Origin of the sequence: Actinoplanes sp. OR16, from assembly GCF_004001265.1 — a bacterium.
In the GTDB taxonomy this organism is placed as follows: Bacteria; Actinomycetota; Actinomycetes; order Mycobacteriales; family Micromonosporaceae; genus Actinoplanes.
Window position 1 is genome coordinate 6,041,158 of record NZ_AP019371.1, and the last position, 16,343, is coordinate 6,057,500.

18 protein-coding genes (1 of these 18 running past the window's edge) are annotated in these 16,343 nt (G+C 69.6%); 12 read left to right on the forward strand and 6 right to left on the reverse strand.

The annotated features are described in order from the left end of the window. The first annotated feature begins 71 nt into the window (after positions 1-71). From EP757_RS27620 to EP757_RS27640, 5 genes are all read left to right on the forward strand, one after another. Positions 72-1,202 (forward strand): FAD-dependent monooxygenase, encoded by a 1,131-nt coding sequence (locus EP757_RS27620; RefSeq protein ID WP_127550826.1) that lies wholly within the window; start codon positions 72-74, stop codon positions 1,200-1,202. Between the two features lie 70 nt (positions 1,203-1,272). Next, entirely contained in the window at positions 1,273-2,217 is a 945-nt protein-coding gene (locus tag EP757_RS27625) for a VOC family protein (RefSeq protein ID WP_127550828.1), read from the forward strand. 26 nt (positions 2,218-2,243) lie between these two features. Beyond that, positions 2,244-3,173 carry a fumarylacetoacetate hydrolase family protein gene (locus EP757_RS27630; RefSeq protein ID WP_127550830.1) on the forward strand — a complete coding sequence of 310 codons (930 nt, stop codon included), beginning with the start codon at positions 2,244-2,246 and terminating at the stop codon, positions 3,171-3,173. Positions 3,174-3,178: 5 nt separating this feature from the next. After that, complete coding sequence (locus EP757_RS27635) at positions 3,179-4,327, forward strand: S9 family peptidase (protein WP_127554471.1); 1,149 nt, start codon at positions 3,179-3,181, stop codon at positions 4,325-4,327. Further along, positions 4,324-5,283, forward strand: a complete 960-nt coding sequence (locus tag EP757_RS27640; RefSeq protein WP_127550831.1) for a cyclase family protein — start codon at positions 4,324-4,326, stop codon at positions 5,281-5,283. The genes EP757_RS27635 and EP757_RS27640 overlap by 4 nt, the downstream gene beginning before the upstream one ends. A gap of 48 nt (positions 5,284-5,331) precedes the next feature. Here the strand turns inward: EP757_RS27640 and EP757_RS27645 are convergent, their stop codons facing one another. Continuing rightward, entirely contained in the window at positions 5,332-5,646 is a 315-nt protein-coding gene (locus EP757_RS27645; protein ID WP_127550833.1) for a DUF3817 domain-containing protein, read from the reverse strand. 139 nt (positions 5,647-5,785) lie between these two features. Between EP757_RS27645 and EP757_RS27650 the strand changes: the two genes are divergently transcribed. Then, complete coding sequence (locus tag EP757_RS27650; protein WP_127550835.1) at positions 5,786-6,322, forward strand: hemerythrin domain-containing protein; 537 nt, start codon at positions 5,786-5,788, stop codon at positions 6,320-6,322. A 76-nt stretch (positions 6,323-6,398) separates the two neighbouring features. Continuing rightward, a complete protein-coding gene (locus EP757_RS27655) occupies positions 6,399-6,581 on the forward strand; it encodes a hypothetical protein (protein ID WP_232050032.1) in 183 nt (60 codons plus the stop codon). Positions 6,582-6,588: 7 nt separating this feature from the next. On the opposite strand, the gene EP757_RS27660 is transcribed toward EP757_RS27655, so the two are convergent. Next, on the reverse strand, positions 6,589-7,362 hold the full coding sequence (locus tag EP757_RS27660) for an SAM-dependent methyltransferase (RefSeq protein WP_174262450.1): 774 nt from the start codon (positions 7,360-7,362) through the stop codon (positions 6,589-6,591). Positions 7,363-7,425: 63 nt separating this feature from the next. Here EP757_RS27660 and EP757_RS27665 point away from each other — a divergent pair, with 63 nt between their 5' ends. Then, a complete protein-coding gene (locus EP757_RS27665) occupies positions 7,426-9,738 on the forward strand; it encodes a PAS domain S-box protein (RefSeq protein WP_127550841.1) in 2,313 nt (770 codons plus the stop codon). 16 nt (positions 9,739-9,754) lie between these two features. Continuing rightward, positions 9,755-11,914 (forward strand): glycoside hydrolase family 15 protein, encoded by a 2,160-nt coding sequence (locus tag EP757_RS27670; protein ID WP_127550843.1) that lies wholly within the window; start codon positions 9,755-9,757, stop codon positions 11,912-11,914. Here EP757_RS27670 and EP757_RS27675 read toward each other — a convergent pair. Beyond that, positions 11,818-12,282: a hypothetical protein gene (locus tag EP757_RS27675; RefSeq protein WP_127550845.1), complete on the reverse strand. Its 465-nt coding sequence runs from the start codon at positions 12,280-12,282 to the stop codon at positions 11,818-11,820. The genes EP757_RS27670 and EP757_RS27675 overlap by 97 nt on opposite strands. A 94-nt stretch (positions 12,283-12,376) precedes the next feature. Here EP757_RS27675 and EP757_RS27680 point away from each other — a divergent pair, with 94 nt between their 5' ends. Then, positions 12,377-13,165: an SAM-dependent methyltransferase gene (locus EP757_RS27680; protein WP_127550846.1), complete on the forward strand. Its 789-nt coding sequence runs from the start codon at positions 12,377-12,379 to the stop codon at positions 13,163-13,165. On the opposite strand, the gene EP757_RS27685 is transcribed toward EP757_RS27680, so the two are convergent. Further along, positions 13,152-13,478, reverse strand: coding sequence for a cupin domain-containing protein (locus EP757_RS27685; RefSeq protein ID WP_127550848.1), 327 nt, complete (start codon positions 13,476-13,478; stop codon positions 13,152-13,154). The genes EP757_RS27680 and EP757_RS27685 overlap by 14 nt on opposite strands. A 94-nt stretch (positions 13,479-13,572) precedes the next feature. Here EP757_RS27685 and EP757_RS27690 point away from each other — a divergent pair, with 94 nt between their 5' ends. Together EP757_RS27690 and EP757_RS27695 are read left to right on the forward strand one after the other, a co-directional pair. Beyond that, positions 13,573-14,583, forward strand: coding sequence for a sporulation protein (locus tag EP757_RS27690; protein WP_127550850.1), 1,011 nt, complete (start codon positions 13,573-13,575; stop codon positions 14,581-14,583). 82 nt (positions 14,584-14,665) lie between these two features. Further along, the gene (locus EP757_RS27695; RefSeq protein WP_127550852.1) at positions 14,666-15,556 is read left to right on the forward strand and encodes a TauD/TfdA family dioxygenase; all 891 of its coding nucleotides are present in this window, start codon (positions 14,666-14,668) and stop codon (positions 15,554-15,556) included. Between the two features lie 26 nt (positions 15,557-15,582). Here EP757_RS27695 and EP757_RS27700 read toward each other — a convergent pair whose 3' ends face one another. Together EP757_RS27700 and EP757_RS27705 are read right to left on the reverse strand one after the other, a co-directional pair. Next, positions 15,583-15,924, reverse strand: coding sequence for a hypothetical protein (locus tag EP757_RS27700; RefSeq protein WP_127550854.1), 342 nt, complete (start codon positions 15,922-15,924; stop codon positions 15,583-15,585). A gap of 135 nt (positions 15,925-16,059) precedes the next feature. After that, positions 16,060-16,343, reverse strand: partial view of a hypothetical protein gene (locus EP757_RS27705; protein ID WP_127550856.1) — the end only. 322 nt of this gene lie beyond the right edge of the window; the window shows 284 of its 606 coding nt (coding positions 323-606); the start codon falls outside the window, past its right edge; the stop codon is at positions 16,060-16,062.

A 16,343-nucleotide genomic window follows, 5' to 3' on the forward strand; every position in this document is an offset into this window, starting at 1 on the left:
GAGCTTCCCTGATACCACCGGCACGAGCGACAGTGGTCCCCATCACAACGCGAAACAGAGGGGAAACGGCCGTGCCAGCAGTTCGTAACGTACTGGTCGTCGGTGGCGGCGCGGCCGGCGCCGCCGCAGCGATCCTGCTCGCCGAGGGTGGCGTGGCGGTCGACCTGGTCGACGTGAAGCCTGACGTCTCCGCCCTGGGCTCCGGGATCACGCTGCAGGGCAACGCCCTGCGGGTGCTGCGCGAGCTGGGCGTCTGGGAGCAGGTCCAGGCCGAGGGATACGCGTTCGACACGCTCGGCATCCGTGCCCCCGACCCGGCCGGGACCCTGGTCGCCGAGCTCACCGACATCCGGACCGGCGGCCCCGACCTGCCGGCCACGCTCGGGATGTACCGTCCTGCGCTCGCCCGGATCCTGATCGACCGGGCGGACGCGGCCGGTGCGAAGGTCCGCTTCGGCGCCTGCCCGCAGAGCCTGGAGCAGGACGGCGACACGGTCCTGGTCACGTTCACCGACGGCACCGACGGGCGCTACGACCTGGTGATCGGCGCCGACGGCATCCGGTCGTGGACCCGCAAGCAGATCGGCATCGAGCTGGAGCCGCAGCCGGTCGGCATGGGCATCTGGCGCACCTTCACGAAGCGGCCGGCGAGCGTGACCCGGACCGATCTGATCTACGGCGGGCCGTGCTACATCGCGGGATACTGCCCTACCGGCGAGGACACGCTCTACGCGTACCTGGTGGAGGGTGTCCAGGACCGGTTCAGCCTCACCCCCGACGCGGCGCTCGCGACGATGCGGGAGCTGTCGCTGGCCTATCACGGCCCGTGGGACGAGATCCGCGAGCAGCTCACCGACCCGAGCCGGGTCAACTACACCGCGTTCGAGAGCCACGTGCTCGACGGCCCGTGGCACCGCGGCCGGGTCGTGGTGATCGGCGACGCCGCGCACAGCTGCCCGCCCACCCTGGCCCAGGGCGCCGCGCAGGCTCTCGAGGACGCTTCGGTCCTCTCCCGGCTGCTGCTCACGAGCGGCAGCGTCACCGAGACCCTCTGGTCCGACTTCACCGGCCGCCGCCTCGGGCGTGCGAAGGCCGTGGTCGATGCCTCCCTGCAACTGGCTTCCTGGCAGCTCGCCCACGAGCGCGGCGACGTGCCGGGCCTGATGGCCCGCATCTCGCAGCTCGTCGCCGAGCCGGCCTGAGTGAGGGCCGCCCCCGGCGCGGGGCCGCCCTGAGTAATAAGGCCTGCCTGAGTTCGAAAGGAACGAACCGATGACGAACGACGAGCGACTCATCACCCACCTGCGGCACGTCGACCTGGCGGTGCCGGACTACGACAAGCAGCTCGAGTTCTACACCGACATGTGGGGCCTCGACGCGGAGACCGACGACGAGGGCATCGCGTTCCTCGCCGCGGCCGGCTCCCCGGAGCAATACTCGGTGCGCCTGCGCAAGGCCGCCGAGAAGCGGCTGGACCTGATCGCGTTCGGGGCCGCGAACGAGACCGACGTGGACGCGCTCGCCGAGCGCCTCGGCCGGGCCGGCGTCAAGCTGGTCAGTGAGCCCCGCAAGCTGCAGACCCCGGGCGGGGGGTACGGGTTCCGCTTCTTCGACATCGACGGCCGCACCGTGGAGGTCTCCTCCGACGTGGCCGTGCGCCGCCACCGCAAGCTGGAGGAGGGCGAGTCCGTCCCGGTCAAGCTCTCGCACGTGGTGATCAACTCGCCGAACCCGGAAGCGACGGTCGCCTTCTACAACCAGCACCTCAACTTCGCGCTCTCGGACACCCTGATGCACCCGCGGATGGGCGAGATGATGTGGTTCATGCGGACCAACCGCTGGCACCACAGCCTCGCGATCGCCCGCGGCCCGCACGTCTCCCTGCACCACGCGTCGTTCGAGATGCGCGGCATCGACGAGTACATGCGCGGCACCGGTCGTCTGCTGCGCGGCGGCGTGGAGAAGGTGTGGGGACCGGGCCGGCACATGGCCGGCAACAACACCTTCAGCTACTTCCTCGACCCGCACGGCAACACCATCGAATACACCACCGAGCTGGAAGAGCTCGACGAGGACACCTGGCACCCGCACCTCTACGACTTCTCCGACCCCGCGGTCAGCGACCAGTGGGGCACGGCGAACCCGATGAACGAGTTCGTCGCGAAGCAGTCGTTCAACGACGTCGACCGTGGCGTCTTCGTCGCCCCGCCGGTCTGACGGGCCCGATCGAGAAGGCTGAGCTCATGAAGATCGCGCGGTTCCGGCACGACGGCCGGGAGCACGTCGGAGTGGTCGAGGGCGGCCGGCTGCGGGCGTTCACCCAGGTGACCGACGTCCAGCAGCTGGTGGAAGCGGGTGTCGAGGACGCGAAGTCACGGGACCTCGCTCACCCCGTACCGCTGGAAGAAGTGCAGTTGCTCGCGCCGCTGCACCCGGCCTCGCTCCGCGATTTCGTCGCGTTCGAGGAGCACGTCGAGGGTGTGCGCCGCAGCATCGACGGCACCGGGGGAGTGCCCGACGTGTGGTTCGACGCTCCCACCTTCTACTTCACCAACCCGCACCGGATCTTCGGACCGGGCGAGGCGATCCCGTTCCCCGCGGCGAGCGTGAACCGTGACTTCGAGCTGGAGGTCGCGGCGATCGCGGGGCCGGGCGAGACCATCTTCGGCTACACGATCCTCAACGACTGGTCAGCCCGCGACCTGCAGAAACGTGAGATGCAGGTCAACCTCGGGCCGGCCAAGGGCAAGGACTTCGCGAGCAGCCTGGGTCCATGGATCGTCACCGCCGACGAGCTGGAGCCGTACAAGAAGGACGGCTTCCTCGACCTGTGGTGCAGCGTGACCGTCAACGGCGTCGAAGTGGGGCGTGACCTGCTCAGCAACATGGGCTGGACGTTCGAGACGATGGTCGCCTACGCCGCCCGGGACAGCCTGGTGAAACCCGGTGACGTGCTCGGATCGGGGACGGTCGGCAACGGCGGCTGCCTCGCCGAGCTGTGGGGACGCAACGGGAGGCAGGAACCGCCGCCGCTGCGGGACGGCGACGTGGTGACGCTGACCGTCGAGGCGATCGGCAGCCTGACCAACACCGTCATTTCCGGAAAGACCGCCGAACCTCTCCCGCCCGTGAGGCGCCGTGACCCGGCGAAGGCACGAAACGAAAGGCAGTGACTTCGATGTTCGAGTACTTCCCCGGCAACTACGTCTGGAACCTGGGCGTGGTCGCCACCCTGAACAGCGGCGGCCTGATCGACGAGGTGGACCGCGCCTGCCGGCCGATCCGTGACCTCGCGGCGCAGGGCTCGGACGTCGGCACCAAGGAGTTCATGGCGTCCTGGGCGAAGGTCGCCGAGGACCTCGCGACCCAGGCCGCGGACGATGAGAAGGCCGGTCACCTGCGGACGGCCGGGCAGAAGTACCAGCGGGCCACCAACTACCTGGCCCAGGCCGAGCGGATGCAGAGCGCCAAGTCGCCCGACCGCAAGGCGTTCTACCAGCGCCTGCTCGACCTGCAGCAGAAGGCGTTCGACCTGATCGACCCGGACACCACCCGCGTGGCGATCCCGTTCGAGGGCTCGCTGCTGCCGGCGTACTTCAAGAAGGCCGGTCCGGAGAAGGCGCCGACGATCATCCTGTGGAACGGGCTCGACTCGACCAAGGAGCACATGTACGCCTCCGGCTTCGCCCACGAGATGGCGGCGCGGGGGATCAACACGCTCATGGTCGACTGCCCGGGTAGCGGTGAGGCGCTGCGGTTCCTCGGCCTGACCTCCCGGGTCGAGACCGAGGACTGGGCGAAGGCCTGCGTCGACTACCTGCTGACCAGGGACGACGTCGAAAGCACCAAGATCGGCCTGATCGGCTGGTCGCTGGGCGGCTACTACGCTCCGCGGGCCGCCGCCTTCGAGAAGCGGCTGGCGCTCTGCGTGGCCTGGGGCGCCAACCACGACTGGGGCGCGGTGCAGAAGCGCCGGCTCGAGCGCGAGGGCGAGAACCCGGTCCCGCACTACTGGGACCACGTGCTCTGGGTGTGGGGCGAGACCGACCTGGACACCTTCATCAAAAAGGCGGAGGCGGTGAACCTGGACGGCGTGGTCGAGCAGATCACCGTGCCGTTCCTGATCGCGCACGGCGAGAACGACCGGCAGATCCCGCTGCCGTACGCCCATCGTTCCTACGAGCAGGCGACCGGTTCGCCGCGTCGTGAGCTGCGGGTCTTCACGAAGGAGGAGGGCGGCGCCGAGCACATCGGGCTCGACCACTTCGCTCATGTGCAGACGTTCATCGCGGACTGGGTCGACGACGTGTTCCAGGGTGCGAAATGATCGACCCGAAGGATCCGGAAGGGGCCATCGCGGCGGCCGCGAAACGATGCTCCAACTGGGGTCGGTGGGGTGCTGACGACGTACAGGGCACCATGAACTTCCTGACCCCCGACAAGCGCACGCAGGGCGCGAAGCTGGTGCGACGCGGGGTTTCGTTCTCGCTGTCGCAGAGCTTCGACGCCGACGGGCCGCAGAAGGGCTGGCGCCGGCGCACCAACCCGGTGCACACGATGCTCGACACCGGCACCGACGCGGTCACCGGCGTGCAGGGGTTCCCGCACGGGCTGGGCGGCGCGGACGACGTGATCGCGATGCCGCTGCAGTGCTCGACGCAGTGGGACGGGCTCGGGCACATCTTCGACCACGGGATGACGTGGAACGGCCGGCGCGCCGAACAGGTGGTGACCAGCCTCGGCGACCTGAAGACCGGCATCGAGACGGTGGCCGACGTGATCGCCGGGCGCGGTGTGCTGCTCGACGTCGGGCGGGCGATCGGGACCGACGGTGAGCTGCCGGACGGGTTCGCGATCACCGAGGAACACCTGGCGGCGACGATCGCGGCGCAGGGTGCCGAGGTCGGGCGGGGCGACATCGTCCTCGTCCGGACCGGGCAGCTCGCTCGGGTGCGGCGCAACGGCTGGGGTGACTACGCCGGTGGGCCGGCGCCGGGGCTGTCGTTCACCACGGCGGACTGGCTGCACCGGACCGAGATCGCCGCGATCGCCACCGACACGTGGGGTTTCGAGGTGCGGCCGAACGAGTTCGAGAACGCCTTCCAGCCGTTGCACCAGGTGGCGATCCCTCACATCGGGCTGTTCCTCGGCGAGATGTGGGATCTGGACGCGCTCGGGGCGGACTGCGCGGAGGACGGCGTCTACGAGTTCTGGCTGACGGCGGCGCCGCTGCCGATCACGGGAGCGGTGGGGTCCCCGGTCAACCCGATAGCCGTGAAGTAGGAGTGAGGGGCGCGCTTCACGAAGCGCGCCCCTCACCGTAGGCGGAACTCAGGCGGTGGCGGCCGCCGGCTCCGCTGCCGGGCGGCGCTTGGCCACCCAGCGTTCGAAGATCAGAGTAGTGAGCGGCGGGATCGAGGCGGCCAGACCGAAGAAGGTCCGCCAGAGGGACCAGCGTTCGGCGCGGGCCACCCAGAGGGTCGCCGCCAGATATGCCACGAAGAGGGCGCCGTGCAGCCGGCCGAAGAGCCAGACGCCGGCTTCGGTGGTCTCGGTGACGTGCTTCAAGTACATGCCGATCAGCAGGCCGGTCCACGAGAACGCCTCGGCTATCGCGGTGATCCTGAAGATGCGGAACGGTTGCACGTCACTTCTCCCTGCGGCGGCTGCAATGCGGCGATGCCGACCGTACGCGATCAAAGATGAGTGTTTGCTGACAGGAGGAGTGCAACACTTTAGGATGATATTTAGGGACAAAGGGGTGCCCCGAGTGTAGGAGAGCTCAGTGCCGGACATCGTCGAAGTGATCAAAGAGCAGCATCGTCAGGTCGATGAGCTGCTGGAAGAGGCGACCCACGACGGCGTCGACAAGGCGGAGATCCTGCACGCGGTGCACCGGATGCTGCTGCCGCACTCGGAGGCGGAGGAGGACTTCGTCTACCCGCGGATCCGGCAGCTGGCAGCCGAGGCCGGCGAGGAGGTGGTCGACGGCGCCGTCGAGCATCACCAGGTCGAGGAGATGATGCAGAACCTGCTGCGCAGCGATCCGGACAAGCCCGGCTGGGACGGCACCCTCGCCGCGATCATCGGCGAGCTGCACCACCACATCCAGGAGGAAGAGGAGGAACTGCTCCCGATCCTGGAAACCCTGCCCGGCGAGGAGCGCGAGGAGCTGGGCCGGCGCTTCGTCGAGGCGACCAGCGGAAAGCTGCCGGATCACCACACGAAGAGCGAGCTCTACGACCTCGCGCGCGAGCAGGACATCCCGGGCCGGTCCCACATGTCCAAGGAGGAGCTCGCCGAAGCGCTCGGCGAAGGATAATCGAGCAATGGCCGAGATCCTTTCGGAGCGGATGCGTCCCTGCCGCCGATGTGGTCACCCGACGCGGGTGGATCGGATGATTCAGGGGTACGGGCGGAACTGTGCCGCCCAGCTGGGCTTGATCGGTGGCACGGTGGACACCGGGCACACCGGGCCGGACCTGTTCGACCTGATCGAGGTCGAGCCCGAGGACGAATGCGACGGCTGGGATCGTCCCGCCGACCGGGGCATCCCGGTGTCAGCGCGCCGCCGCCGCTGAGGCGCGATCACGAGCGCACGGCCGCGCCGGCCAGCATCAGGAAGGTGCTCGGGTCGGCGGGTGGGGCGTCCGGATCGGGGTGCCACAGTGGCTGTGGCACGACGCCCGGGGGGACCAGGTTCCAGCCGTCGAAGAAGCGGGTCACCTGCGGGGCGTCGCGGGGGAGCAGCGACGAGCCGGTGCGGTTGAAGATGTCGGCGACCCGTTCCAGTTCGGCGCTCCGGTCGTCGCTGGTGGCGTGGGAGACGACGAGCACGCTGCCGGGCGCCGCGATCTCCCGGTAGGCCCGCAGGGCGCCGGCCAGGGCCGGGCCGTCCGGGATGAAGTGCAGCACCGCCACCATGAGGATCCCGACCGGCTCGCTGAAGTCGAGGGGGACCGACGGCAGCAGCGAAGAGGGTTCCCGCAGGTCACCGGTGAGGACGGTGACCCGGGGATCGTCCCCGAGCAGGTGGCGGGCGTAGAGGACGGCCGTCGGGTCGACGTCGACGTAGACCACGCGGGCCTCCGGGGCGAGCTCGTGCACGTTCTGCTCGGTCGGGATGCCGGAGCCGAGGTCGAGGAACTGCCGGATGCCCTGCGACACCGCCCACCGGACGGCCCGGCGCAGGAACAGCCGGTTCGCCTTCGTGATCTCCGCCATGTCCGGGATCAGCTCCAGGGTGCGGGCCACGACCGCCCGGTCCGCGGCGAAGTTGTGGGTGCCGCCGAGCAACGCGTCGTAGATCCGCGCGGCGCTGGCCCGGTTCGGGTCGATCGGCAGCGGAATCGGAGTGCTCATCACGAAATAATGCCCGAATTGGGGAGCAAAAAGACGTACTTTAGGGATGGGAGGGATGGATCGGTGGAGTCATCCGGGATCCCGGGGCTCCTGCTCGACACCGCCCCGGACGCCATCGTCGTGAGTCGCTCGGACGGCCTGATCACCCTGGCCAACCGCCGGGCCCACGACATGTTCGGATACCCGGCCGGCGCGCTCGTCGGGCACTCCGTCGACGAGCTGGTCCCCGACGATGTGCGGGACGGGCATCCCGCTCAGCGCGCCGCGTACATATCGGGGGAGCACCAGCCGCTGCGGAGGCTGCCGCTGCGCGGGAGACGCCGGGACGGCACGGTCTTCCCGGTGGAGGTCTCGCTGTCGGCGGTGACGGCCGAATCCGAGACGTACGTGACCTCGGTGCTCCGCGACGACACTGCTCAGCGGGAGGCGGCCCGGACCCGGGCGCTGCTCGCCTCCGTCGTGCAGTCCTCGCACGACGCCATCGTCACGACCGACCTGGACGGCGTGGTGCTGTCCTGGAACCCGGGCGCCGAGATGCTCTACGGCCATCCGGCGGCCGACATGGTCGGCGCCTCGATCGACGCGATCATCCCGGTCGAGCGGCGCGCCGACGAGGAACAGGTCCGGCTGCTGGTGCGGCTGGGCGGGCGGGTGGACCGGTACCGCACCGTCCGGCTGACCGCGAAGAGCGAGCTGATCGCGGTCTCCACACTGATCTCGCCGCTGCTCGACGAGCGCGGCACCATGATCGGGACGACCACGATCACCCGGGACGTCAGCGACCGGGAGCGGGCCGAGGCGCGGGTGCAGGCCATCCTCGACGCCGCGCCGGACGCCATGCTCGGCGTGGCCGAGTCGGGTGAGGTGGTGCTGGTCAATGCCGAGGCCGAGCGGCTTTTCGACCATCCCCGGTACGACCTGCTGCACATGTCGCTGCCGCTGCTGCTGCCGGACGGGCTGCCCCCGATCTCGGCCGTGCTGCGCACCGGTGGCGACAGCACGCCGCTCGACACGGTCCGGGCCGCCGCCGACCCCAACCAGCCGGCCGACCAGCGCTGGGCCAAGCGCCGGGCGGTGCGCCGCGGCGGCGTGGAGATCCCGGTCGACATCGCCTGCAGCTCGCTGCACACCGACAGCGGTGTGGTGATCGTCGTGGTGGTCCGGGACATCACCGAGCGACTCGCCGCCGAGAAGGAACGCCGCCGGCTGCGCGAGGAGGCCGACCGGCAGCGTCTCGAAGCCCGGATGCAGCAGGCCCAGCGGCTGGAGAGCCTCGGTCAGCTGGCCGGCGGCATCGCCCACGACTTCAACAACCTGCTCGCCGTGATCCTCAACTACGCGTCGTTCATCATCGAGGACGCGGCCGGCACCCCGCCCGCCTCCGATGCCGAGCAGATCGCCCGGGCCGCCCGCCGTGGCAGCGACCTCACCCACCAGCTGCTCGCGTTCGCCCGGCGCGAGGTGATCCGCCCCCGGCCGCTGAACCTGAACGTGGTCGTCACCGAGGTTCACCAGATGCTGACGAGGTCGCTCGGCGAGCACATCGCGCTGACCGTGCGGACCACGGCCGGGCTGCCGTCGGTGATGGCCGATCCCGGTCAGCTCGAACAGGTCCTGGTCAACCTGGCGGTGAACGCCCGGGACGCGATGCCCACCGGCGGCCGGCTCACCATCGACACCGCGCCGGTGCAGGTCGACAGCGAGTACGCCAGCCGCATCACCCTCACCCCCGGCAGCTACGTGCGGCTGCGCGTCTCCGACACCGGCACCGGCATGCCGCAGGAGGTGATCGACAAGGCGTTCGAGCCGTTCTTCACGACCAAGCCCAGCGGCCAGGGGACCGGTCTCGGCCTGGCCACCGTCTACGGCATCGTCACTCAGGCGGGCGGCACCGTGCAGATCTACTCCGAATCCGGCATCGGCACGACGTTCACCATCCTGCTGCCGGCGACCGAGGCGGAAGCGCAGACGGCCGCGCCGGAGGAGTCGGTGGCCGAGCTGAGTGGGCACGGCGTGACCGTTCTCGTCGTCGAGGACGAGGCCGCGCTGCGGGAGGTGACGAGCCGGATCCTGCGCCGTGGCGGTTACACGGTCCTGGTCGCGAGCAGCGGCGACGAGGCGTTGCGGCTGGCCGCGGAGAACGAGGTGGACGTCCTGCTCACCGACGTGATCATGCCGGGGATGCTGGGCCGTGACCTGGCGGCCGCGATCCACCGCACCTTGCCGAGCACCAGGGTCCTGTTCATGTCCGGTTACGCCCAGCCGGTGCTGACCACGCACGGCACGCTCTCGGCGGACGTCCATCTGCTCGAGAAGCCATTCACGAGTGCCGAATTGATGCGGGCACTGCACGAGCAGCTTCAAGCGCGGCCCTGAGGGTACTCCGGACGTCATGGCGTATCCGATGGTGGTGACTCTGCTCGCGACCGCGCTGACCGTGCCGGCCGCCCACCCTGCTCCGGCGGCACCCGGCGGACCCGGCCGCGACCAGCAGTATCTTCCGGCCGACAAGGCCGGCCTGCTCACCTCGGCGGACCCACGCAGCAAGGTCTGGGTCACCCTCGCGCGAGGCGGCGGCAGCGCCGAGATCTTCTACCCCGATCTCGGTACGCCCAGCGCCCGTGCCCTGCAGTTCGTCGTGGCGCCCCCGTCCGGTCCGGCCGTCCGCGCCACCGACCCGCGCACCGAGATGACGTCCGCCGGCAGCCTCGGCTACCGGCAGACGTACGCCGGCCAAGGCTGGCAGCTGACCACCGACTACACGGTGGACACGAAGCAGGCGGTGGTGCTGGTCAAGGTGCGGCTCACCGGCGAGGGCCACCGGCTCTACACGATCTTCGACCCGGCGCTGGGCAACAGCCGGGGCGGCGACTCCGGGCGCACCGACCGGGACGCCCTGATCGCCACGGACGGGCCGGTCAGCAGCGCGCTCGCCGCGTCGCCCGCGTTCACCGCCACGTCCAGCGGGTACGCCGGGGTCAGCGACGGCCTGACCGACCTGCTCGCCGACGGCCGGATGGACTGGCGTTACCCGCAGGCGGCGGCCGGCAGTCTGGTGCAGACCGCCGAGACCCCGTCCACGGCGACCCTCGCGCTCGGCTTCGGCGGGTCACCGTCCGCCGCTCGCGCCGGGACCCGGTCCGTTCTGGCCCGCGGTTTCGACACGGCGCTCCGGGCGTACGAAACGGGGTGGTCGAAATATCTCCGCTCCTTGAACCGCCCGCCGGAAGTCGCCGATGAACGCCTGTGGAAAGCCTCGGCGATGATCCTCGCGGCGAGTGAGGACAAGACACATCGGGGCGCCTACATCGCCGCGCCGGCCGCGCCGTGGGCATTCGGCCGCGACGATCCGTCCGGTCCCTATCACCTGGTCTGGTCGCGGGACCTCTATCAGATCGCGACCGGGCTGATCGCCGCCGGAGACCGGGCCGGAGCGTCCCGCGCTCTCGAATACCTGTTCCTGACGCAGCAGAAGGACGACGGATCGTTCCCGCAGAACTCGCGTCTCGACGGCACTCCGGTCTGGGAGGGGCTGCAGCTCGACGAGGTGGCGCTGCCGATCGTGCTGGCCCATCAGCTCGGCCGCACCGACGGGCCGATCTGGAACGGTGTGAAGAAGGCGGCCGATTTCCTGGTCGGGTATCCGGACGCGCCGTCGTCGCCGCAGGATCGGTGGGAGAACCAGTCCGGGTATTCGCCGGCCACCATCGCGGCCTCGATAGCGGGATTGGTCTGCGCGGCCGCGATCGCCCGCGCGAACGGCGACGAGGAATCCGCCTCGCTGTACGAGAAGACCGCCGACCGATGGCGGGCGAACGTGAAGAAATGGACGGTCACCAGCACCGGACCCTATTCCGGGAAGCCCTACTTCCTGCGGCTGACGAAGGACGGGCAACCGGACAGCGGCACCACCTACGACATCGGCGACAGCGGCCCGTCCGGCGTCGACCAGCGCCGCGTCGTCGACCCCGGCTTCCTCGAACTCGTGCGGCTCGGCGTCCTGCCCGCCCGCGACCCGGTCTTCGCGGACAGCCTCGACGTGATCGACGAGCAGCTGGGCGTGCCGGTACGCGGCGGCCTCTACTGGTACCGCGCCTCGTTCGACGGCTACGGCGAGAAGGCCGACGGCAGCCAGTGGGACTATCCGCTCCCGGCCGACTCCCGGATCACCCGAGGCCGCTTGTGGCCGCTGCTCAACGGCGAACGGGGTGAGTACGAGCTCGCCGCCGGCGAGAAGCGCGAGGCCCGGCGCCAGCTCTGGTTGATGGAGCGCGCGGCCGGACCGTCGTTGGTGCTGCCGGAACAGGTCTGGGACTTCGAGCCGCCGTACCGCCCGGCCGGCACCCCGACCACGTCGGCCACGCCGTTGACCTGGACCCATGCTCAATATCTGCGGCTGGCGGCGAACCTGGCGGCCGGTCGGATCCTGGAGCAGCCCGGGGTGGTCAAGGACCGTTATGACGTCGCGTTGACCACGATGCCGACACATCCGCAGGCCAGCAGCGTCACCGCGAGCACGAGCAGCGCCACCGCCGCGACGAGCCCCGGATAGGTCTGCGGCGGCACCCCGATGTTGCCGCGCAGGAAGGACAGCAGAGGAGCGCGGTACTCCAGCTCGACGGTGCGCCCCGGCACCGCGATCACCGTGGTCTCGGCCGTCCCGATCCGGGACGGCATCAGATAGGGCACATGGACGTGCACGTGGTGCTGGCCGAGCGCCACCGAGGTCGCCACGCGGCCCCAGAGCGCCGGCACGTCCTGACCGTCTATCTCCAGCACCGGGGTGAACATGCCGAGCAGGAACGCGAGGGGCGCGTACCGCATGGTCACCGCGATGATGGAACTCCCGTCGCCGTGCGCCGGATCGTCCGGCGGGAAGCCGGGCAGGACCGGTCGGTAGGGCGGTGCTTGCGTGGCCACGAGGCAGGATATGCCGGAAGTCGCGGGCTGTTCAATGTCCGATGTGGACCGGTAAGGGGCTGCCGGCGGCGATGGTCATCGATAGAATGCCCGCGTGACCCCCTCTGTGGACGACCAGACCGTCTCGCCCGCACGCCGGTGGAACTACTGGCTCGGCGGCAAGGATCACTTCCAGGTCGATCGGGACTCCGGCGACCGGATAGCCGCGGCGTACCCGGCCGTCCGCACCGCAGCCCAGCAGGGGCGTGCGTTCCACAACCGGGCCATCCGCTACCTCGCGGGCGAGGCCGGCATCCGGCAGTTCCTGGACATCGGGACCGGCCTGCCCGCACCGGACAACACCCACGAGGTCGCGCAGCGGATCGCCCCGGACAGCAAGGTCGTCTACGCCGACAACGACGCGATGGTCCTGGCGCACGCCCGCGCCCTGATGAGCGCCGGCACGACGACCTTCGTGCAGGGCGACCTGAACGATCCGGCCGCGATCCTGGCCGCCGACGAGCTGCGCGAGACACTCGACCTCACCCAGCCGATCGGCATCCTGCTCATCGCCGTCCTGCACTTCATCCCGGACGACGAGAAGGCCCGCGCCGTCGTCGCCGAGCTGCTCGACGCGGCACCGCCCGGTAGCTACCTGGTCGCCACGAACTCGACGAAGGACTTCGTGCCGCCGCACGTGGCCGCCGTCTACGACCAGATGCTCGCCGCGGGGCACGTCGACGCGTGGCCGCGGGACAAGGACGTGTTCGGGTCGTTCTTCTCCGGCCTGGAGCTGGTCGACCCCGGCATCGTGGCGATCAGCGAGTGGCGCCCTTCTCAGGACGACCGGCCCAGCGCCGCCGAAGTCTCGATGTACGGGGGAGTGGGCCTCAAGCCGCGATGACGTAGACCTTGCGCAGCGGCTCGCTGACGTGCCACACGGTCTTCGTGCCGGCGGCGAGCCGCACCAGGTCACCCGGCTTGATCGCGAACTCCGAGCCGTCCTCCAGCTCGATCACGCCACGCCCGGACAGCAGGACGAAGACCTCGTCGGCCTCGACGTCGCTCGCCGATCCGGCGCTCATCTCCCAGACGCCGACCTCGAGATCACCCAGGCTCGTCACGGCCGTGGACCCGGTGGTCGCCGTGCCGCCGTCCTCCGCCGGATCGTGCGACACCACTACCTCGGCCAGGGGAAACACCGCTACAGGCTCCATGATGTTGCACCTTAGCCGTACCGTTTCTCAGGGTTCCTTCAGCCTGCATTGCTAGTTTTCTGATCAAGCTGGTTTTCCTGACTGGGAGATAAGAGTGGTCTTCAAGAAGTTGCTGGGCGCCCTCGGCGTGGGCGGTCCGAGCGTGGACACCGTGCTGTCCAACCCCAGCACCTACCCGGGAGCGCCGCTGACCGGCCACGTCAACGTGACCGGCGGGACGCAGGAAGCCGACATCGAGCACATCACGCTCGGCCTGGTGACCCGGATGGAGGTGGAGTCCGGCGGCAACGACTACTCGACCGTCGCCGACTTCTTCCGGCTCACCGTCGCCGGCCCGACCCGGCTCGCGCCCGGGCAGCAGCTGTCGATCCCGTTCCGCATCGAGATGCCGTGGGAAACGCCGATCACGACCGTTTACGGTCAGAACCTGCGTGGCATGGTCATGGGCGTCCGCACCGAGGTGGCGATCGCCCGCGCGATCGACAAGGGCGACCTCGACCCGGTCCATGTGCACCCGCTGCCCATCCAGCAGAAGATCCTGGACGCGTTCTCGCAGCTCGGCTTCCGCTTCAAGTCCGCCGACCTGGAGCACGGCCAGATCTACGGCGTGCACCAGACGCTCCCGTTCTACCAGGAGATCGAGTTCTACCCGCCGTCGCAGTACGCGCACGGCATCAACGAGGTCGAGCTGACGTTCGTGACCAGCCCGCACTCGGTCGAGGTCGTCCTGGAGTTCGACAAGCGCGGCGGCCTCTTCACGCAGGGCCACGACACCTACGGGCGCTACTCGGTCTCGCACCACGACGCCGACACCACCGACTGGCGCGCGGTCGTCGACGGCTGGGTCCGGCAGGCGCTCGACAAGCGCAAGTCCATGCCCGGTTTCGGTCAGCCGGCCTATGGTGCGCCGGGCTACCCGCCGCCCGGTTACGGTCACCCGCAGCAGGGTTACGGCCACCACGGTCACTACCGCGGCCACGGTCGTGGTCACGGCGGTGGCATGGGCGGCATGGCGATGGGCGTCGCCGGTGGTCTCGCCGCCGGTTACGTCGCCGGTGAGGTCTTCGACGAGATCGGCGACGCCTTCGAGGGCGGCGACGAGTAACAACGTCGGGAAGGGCGGCTCCGGCCGCCCTTCTCTTCGGCGCATCTCCCACTTTTTCCATGGGATATGTATGCTGGGAGGTATGACGATCCGCCGCATCGGAGGCCGCATCGGCGCCGAATTCCTCGATGTCGACCTCAGCCAGCCCATCGCCCCGGACCTCGCCGCCGAGATCGGTGGCGCCCTGGTCGAGCACAAGGTCCTGGTCTTCCGCGGCCAGAATCTCGACGACGAGGCCCACGTCCGGTTCGCGTCGATCTTCGGTTCGCTCACCACCGCGCATCCGACAGTGCCCTCCGTCGACGGCCAGCAGAACGTCCTCGAGGTAGCCGGCGGTGAGGGCGCCCGGGCGAACACCTGGCACACCGACGTCACGTTCGTGCTGAGCCCGCCGAAGGCGACGACTCTCCGCAGTCTGGTCATCCCTCCGTACGGTGGCGACACGCTCTTCTCCAACACGGCCGCTGCGTACCGTGACCTCCCCGCGTCGCTGCGGAGACTCGCCGACGGCCTCTGGGCGGTGCACAGCAACGAGTACGACTACGCCGAGCACCCGCAGTTCCGCTCCGAGGAACTCGACGAGTACCAGAAGGTCTTCACCTCGACCCGGTACTCCACCGCACACCCGGTCGTCCGCATCAACCCCGACTCCGAGCAGCCGAACCTCTTCATCGGCGGCTTCACGACCGGGATCATCGGACTCTCGAAGTCCGAGGGCCGGGACATCCTGCGCGCGCTGCAGGCCTACGTCACCCGCCCGGAGAACACGCTGCGCCACCAGTGGCAGGTCGGCGACGTCGTGGTCTGGGACAACCGGTCGACCCAGCACTACGCCGTGGACGACTACGGCGATCTCCCGCGTCGCCTGCACCGGGTCACCATCGCCGGCGACGTCCCGGTCGGCGCGGACGGCGGTAAGAGCTACATCATCGAGGGTGACGAAGCAGCCCATTACACACCGCAAACATCATGATTTGTACGGGCTGAGCCGTCACCGGTTCACCGAGACCAGATTTGTGCCACCGCCACCGACGAGCGCGCGTAGTCCGGCACCGCGTGCCCGGCCAACCGACACAGGTCCCGCACGGCCCGCTCGAAACCCTCGGCGTCCGCGGGCACCTCCAGGTACTCGCCATTCACGACATCAACCACGAGAGCAACCCACCGGTCGCCATCCGGCGGCGTCTCCGTCACCGTGACGGAGACGGAGACGACGTCCTGCCACGGCAGGTCGAAGACATCAGTCGTTCCGGGCCGCATCTCCTTGCCCCAGACCGAGACCAGTGGCTCGACGACCCATGTCACCGAAACCCCGTCGTCAGTGATCTCGATCCGCTGCATCGGCGCATCCTAGGCGAGCATGCCCGGCCGTCGACAGATGACCGGGCGTCGCTGATGGGTGGCGCCCAAACTCGGCCGGGCGTGTTCCGGGCAGGCGGGGTCATGGAGAGCGGGGCCGGCCCTCGTACCGAGGATTCAGATCTCGGCGGGTGCGGAACGGCGGCGGGCCTCGGTCACGTCGGCCATGAGCTGGTCCCACTGCGGATCCCCGCGGAACCGGGCGAGCCGGATGTCCGCCGCCGAGCGCGCCGAGGTGTACTCCCACCAGGCCGCCACCCGGACCGGCCAGAGACCGACGCGAACGGCGCCCGCGAGGAAACAGCGGTGCGCCAGCAGCGTCGCCGCGAGGATCTCCGGCTCCAGCTCGATCTCCCGGTCGTCGATGGCCTTGCCGAGAGCGCGCACGTCACGGTGCATCT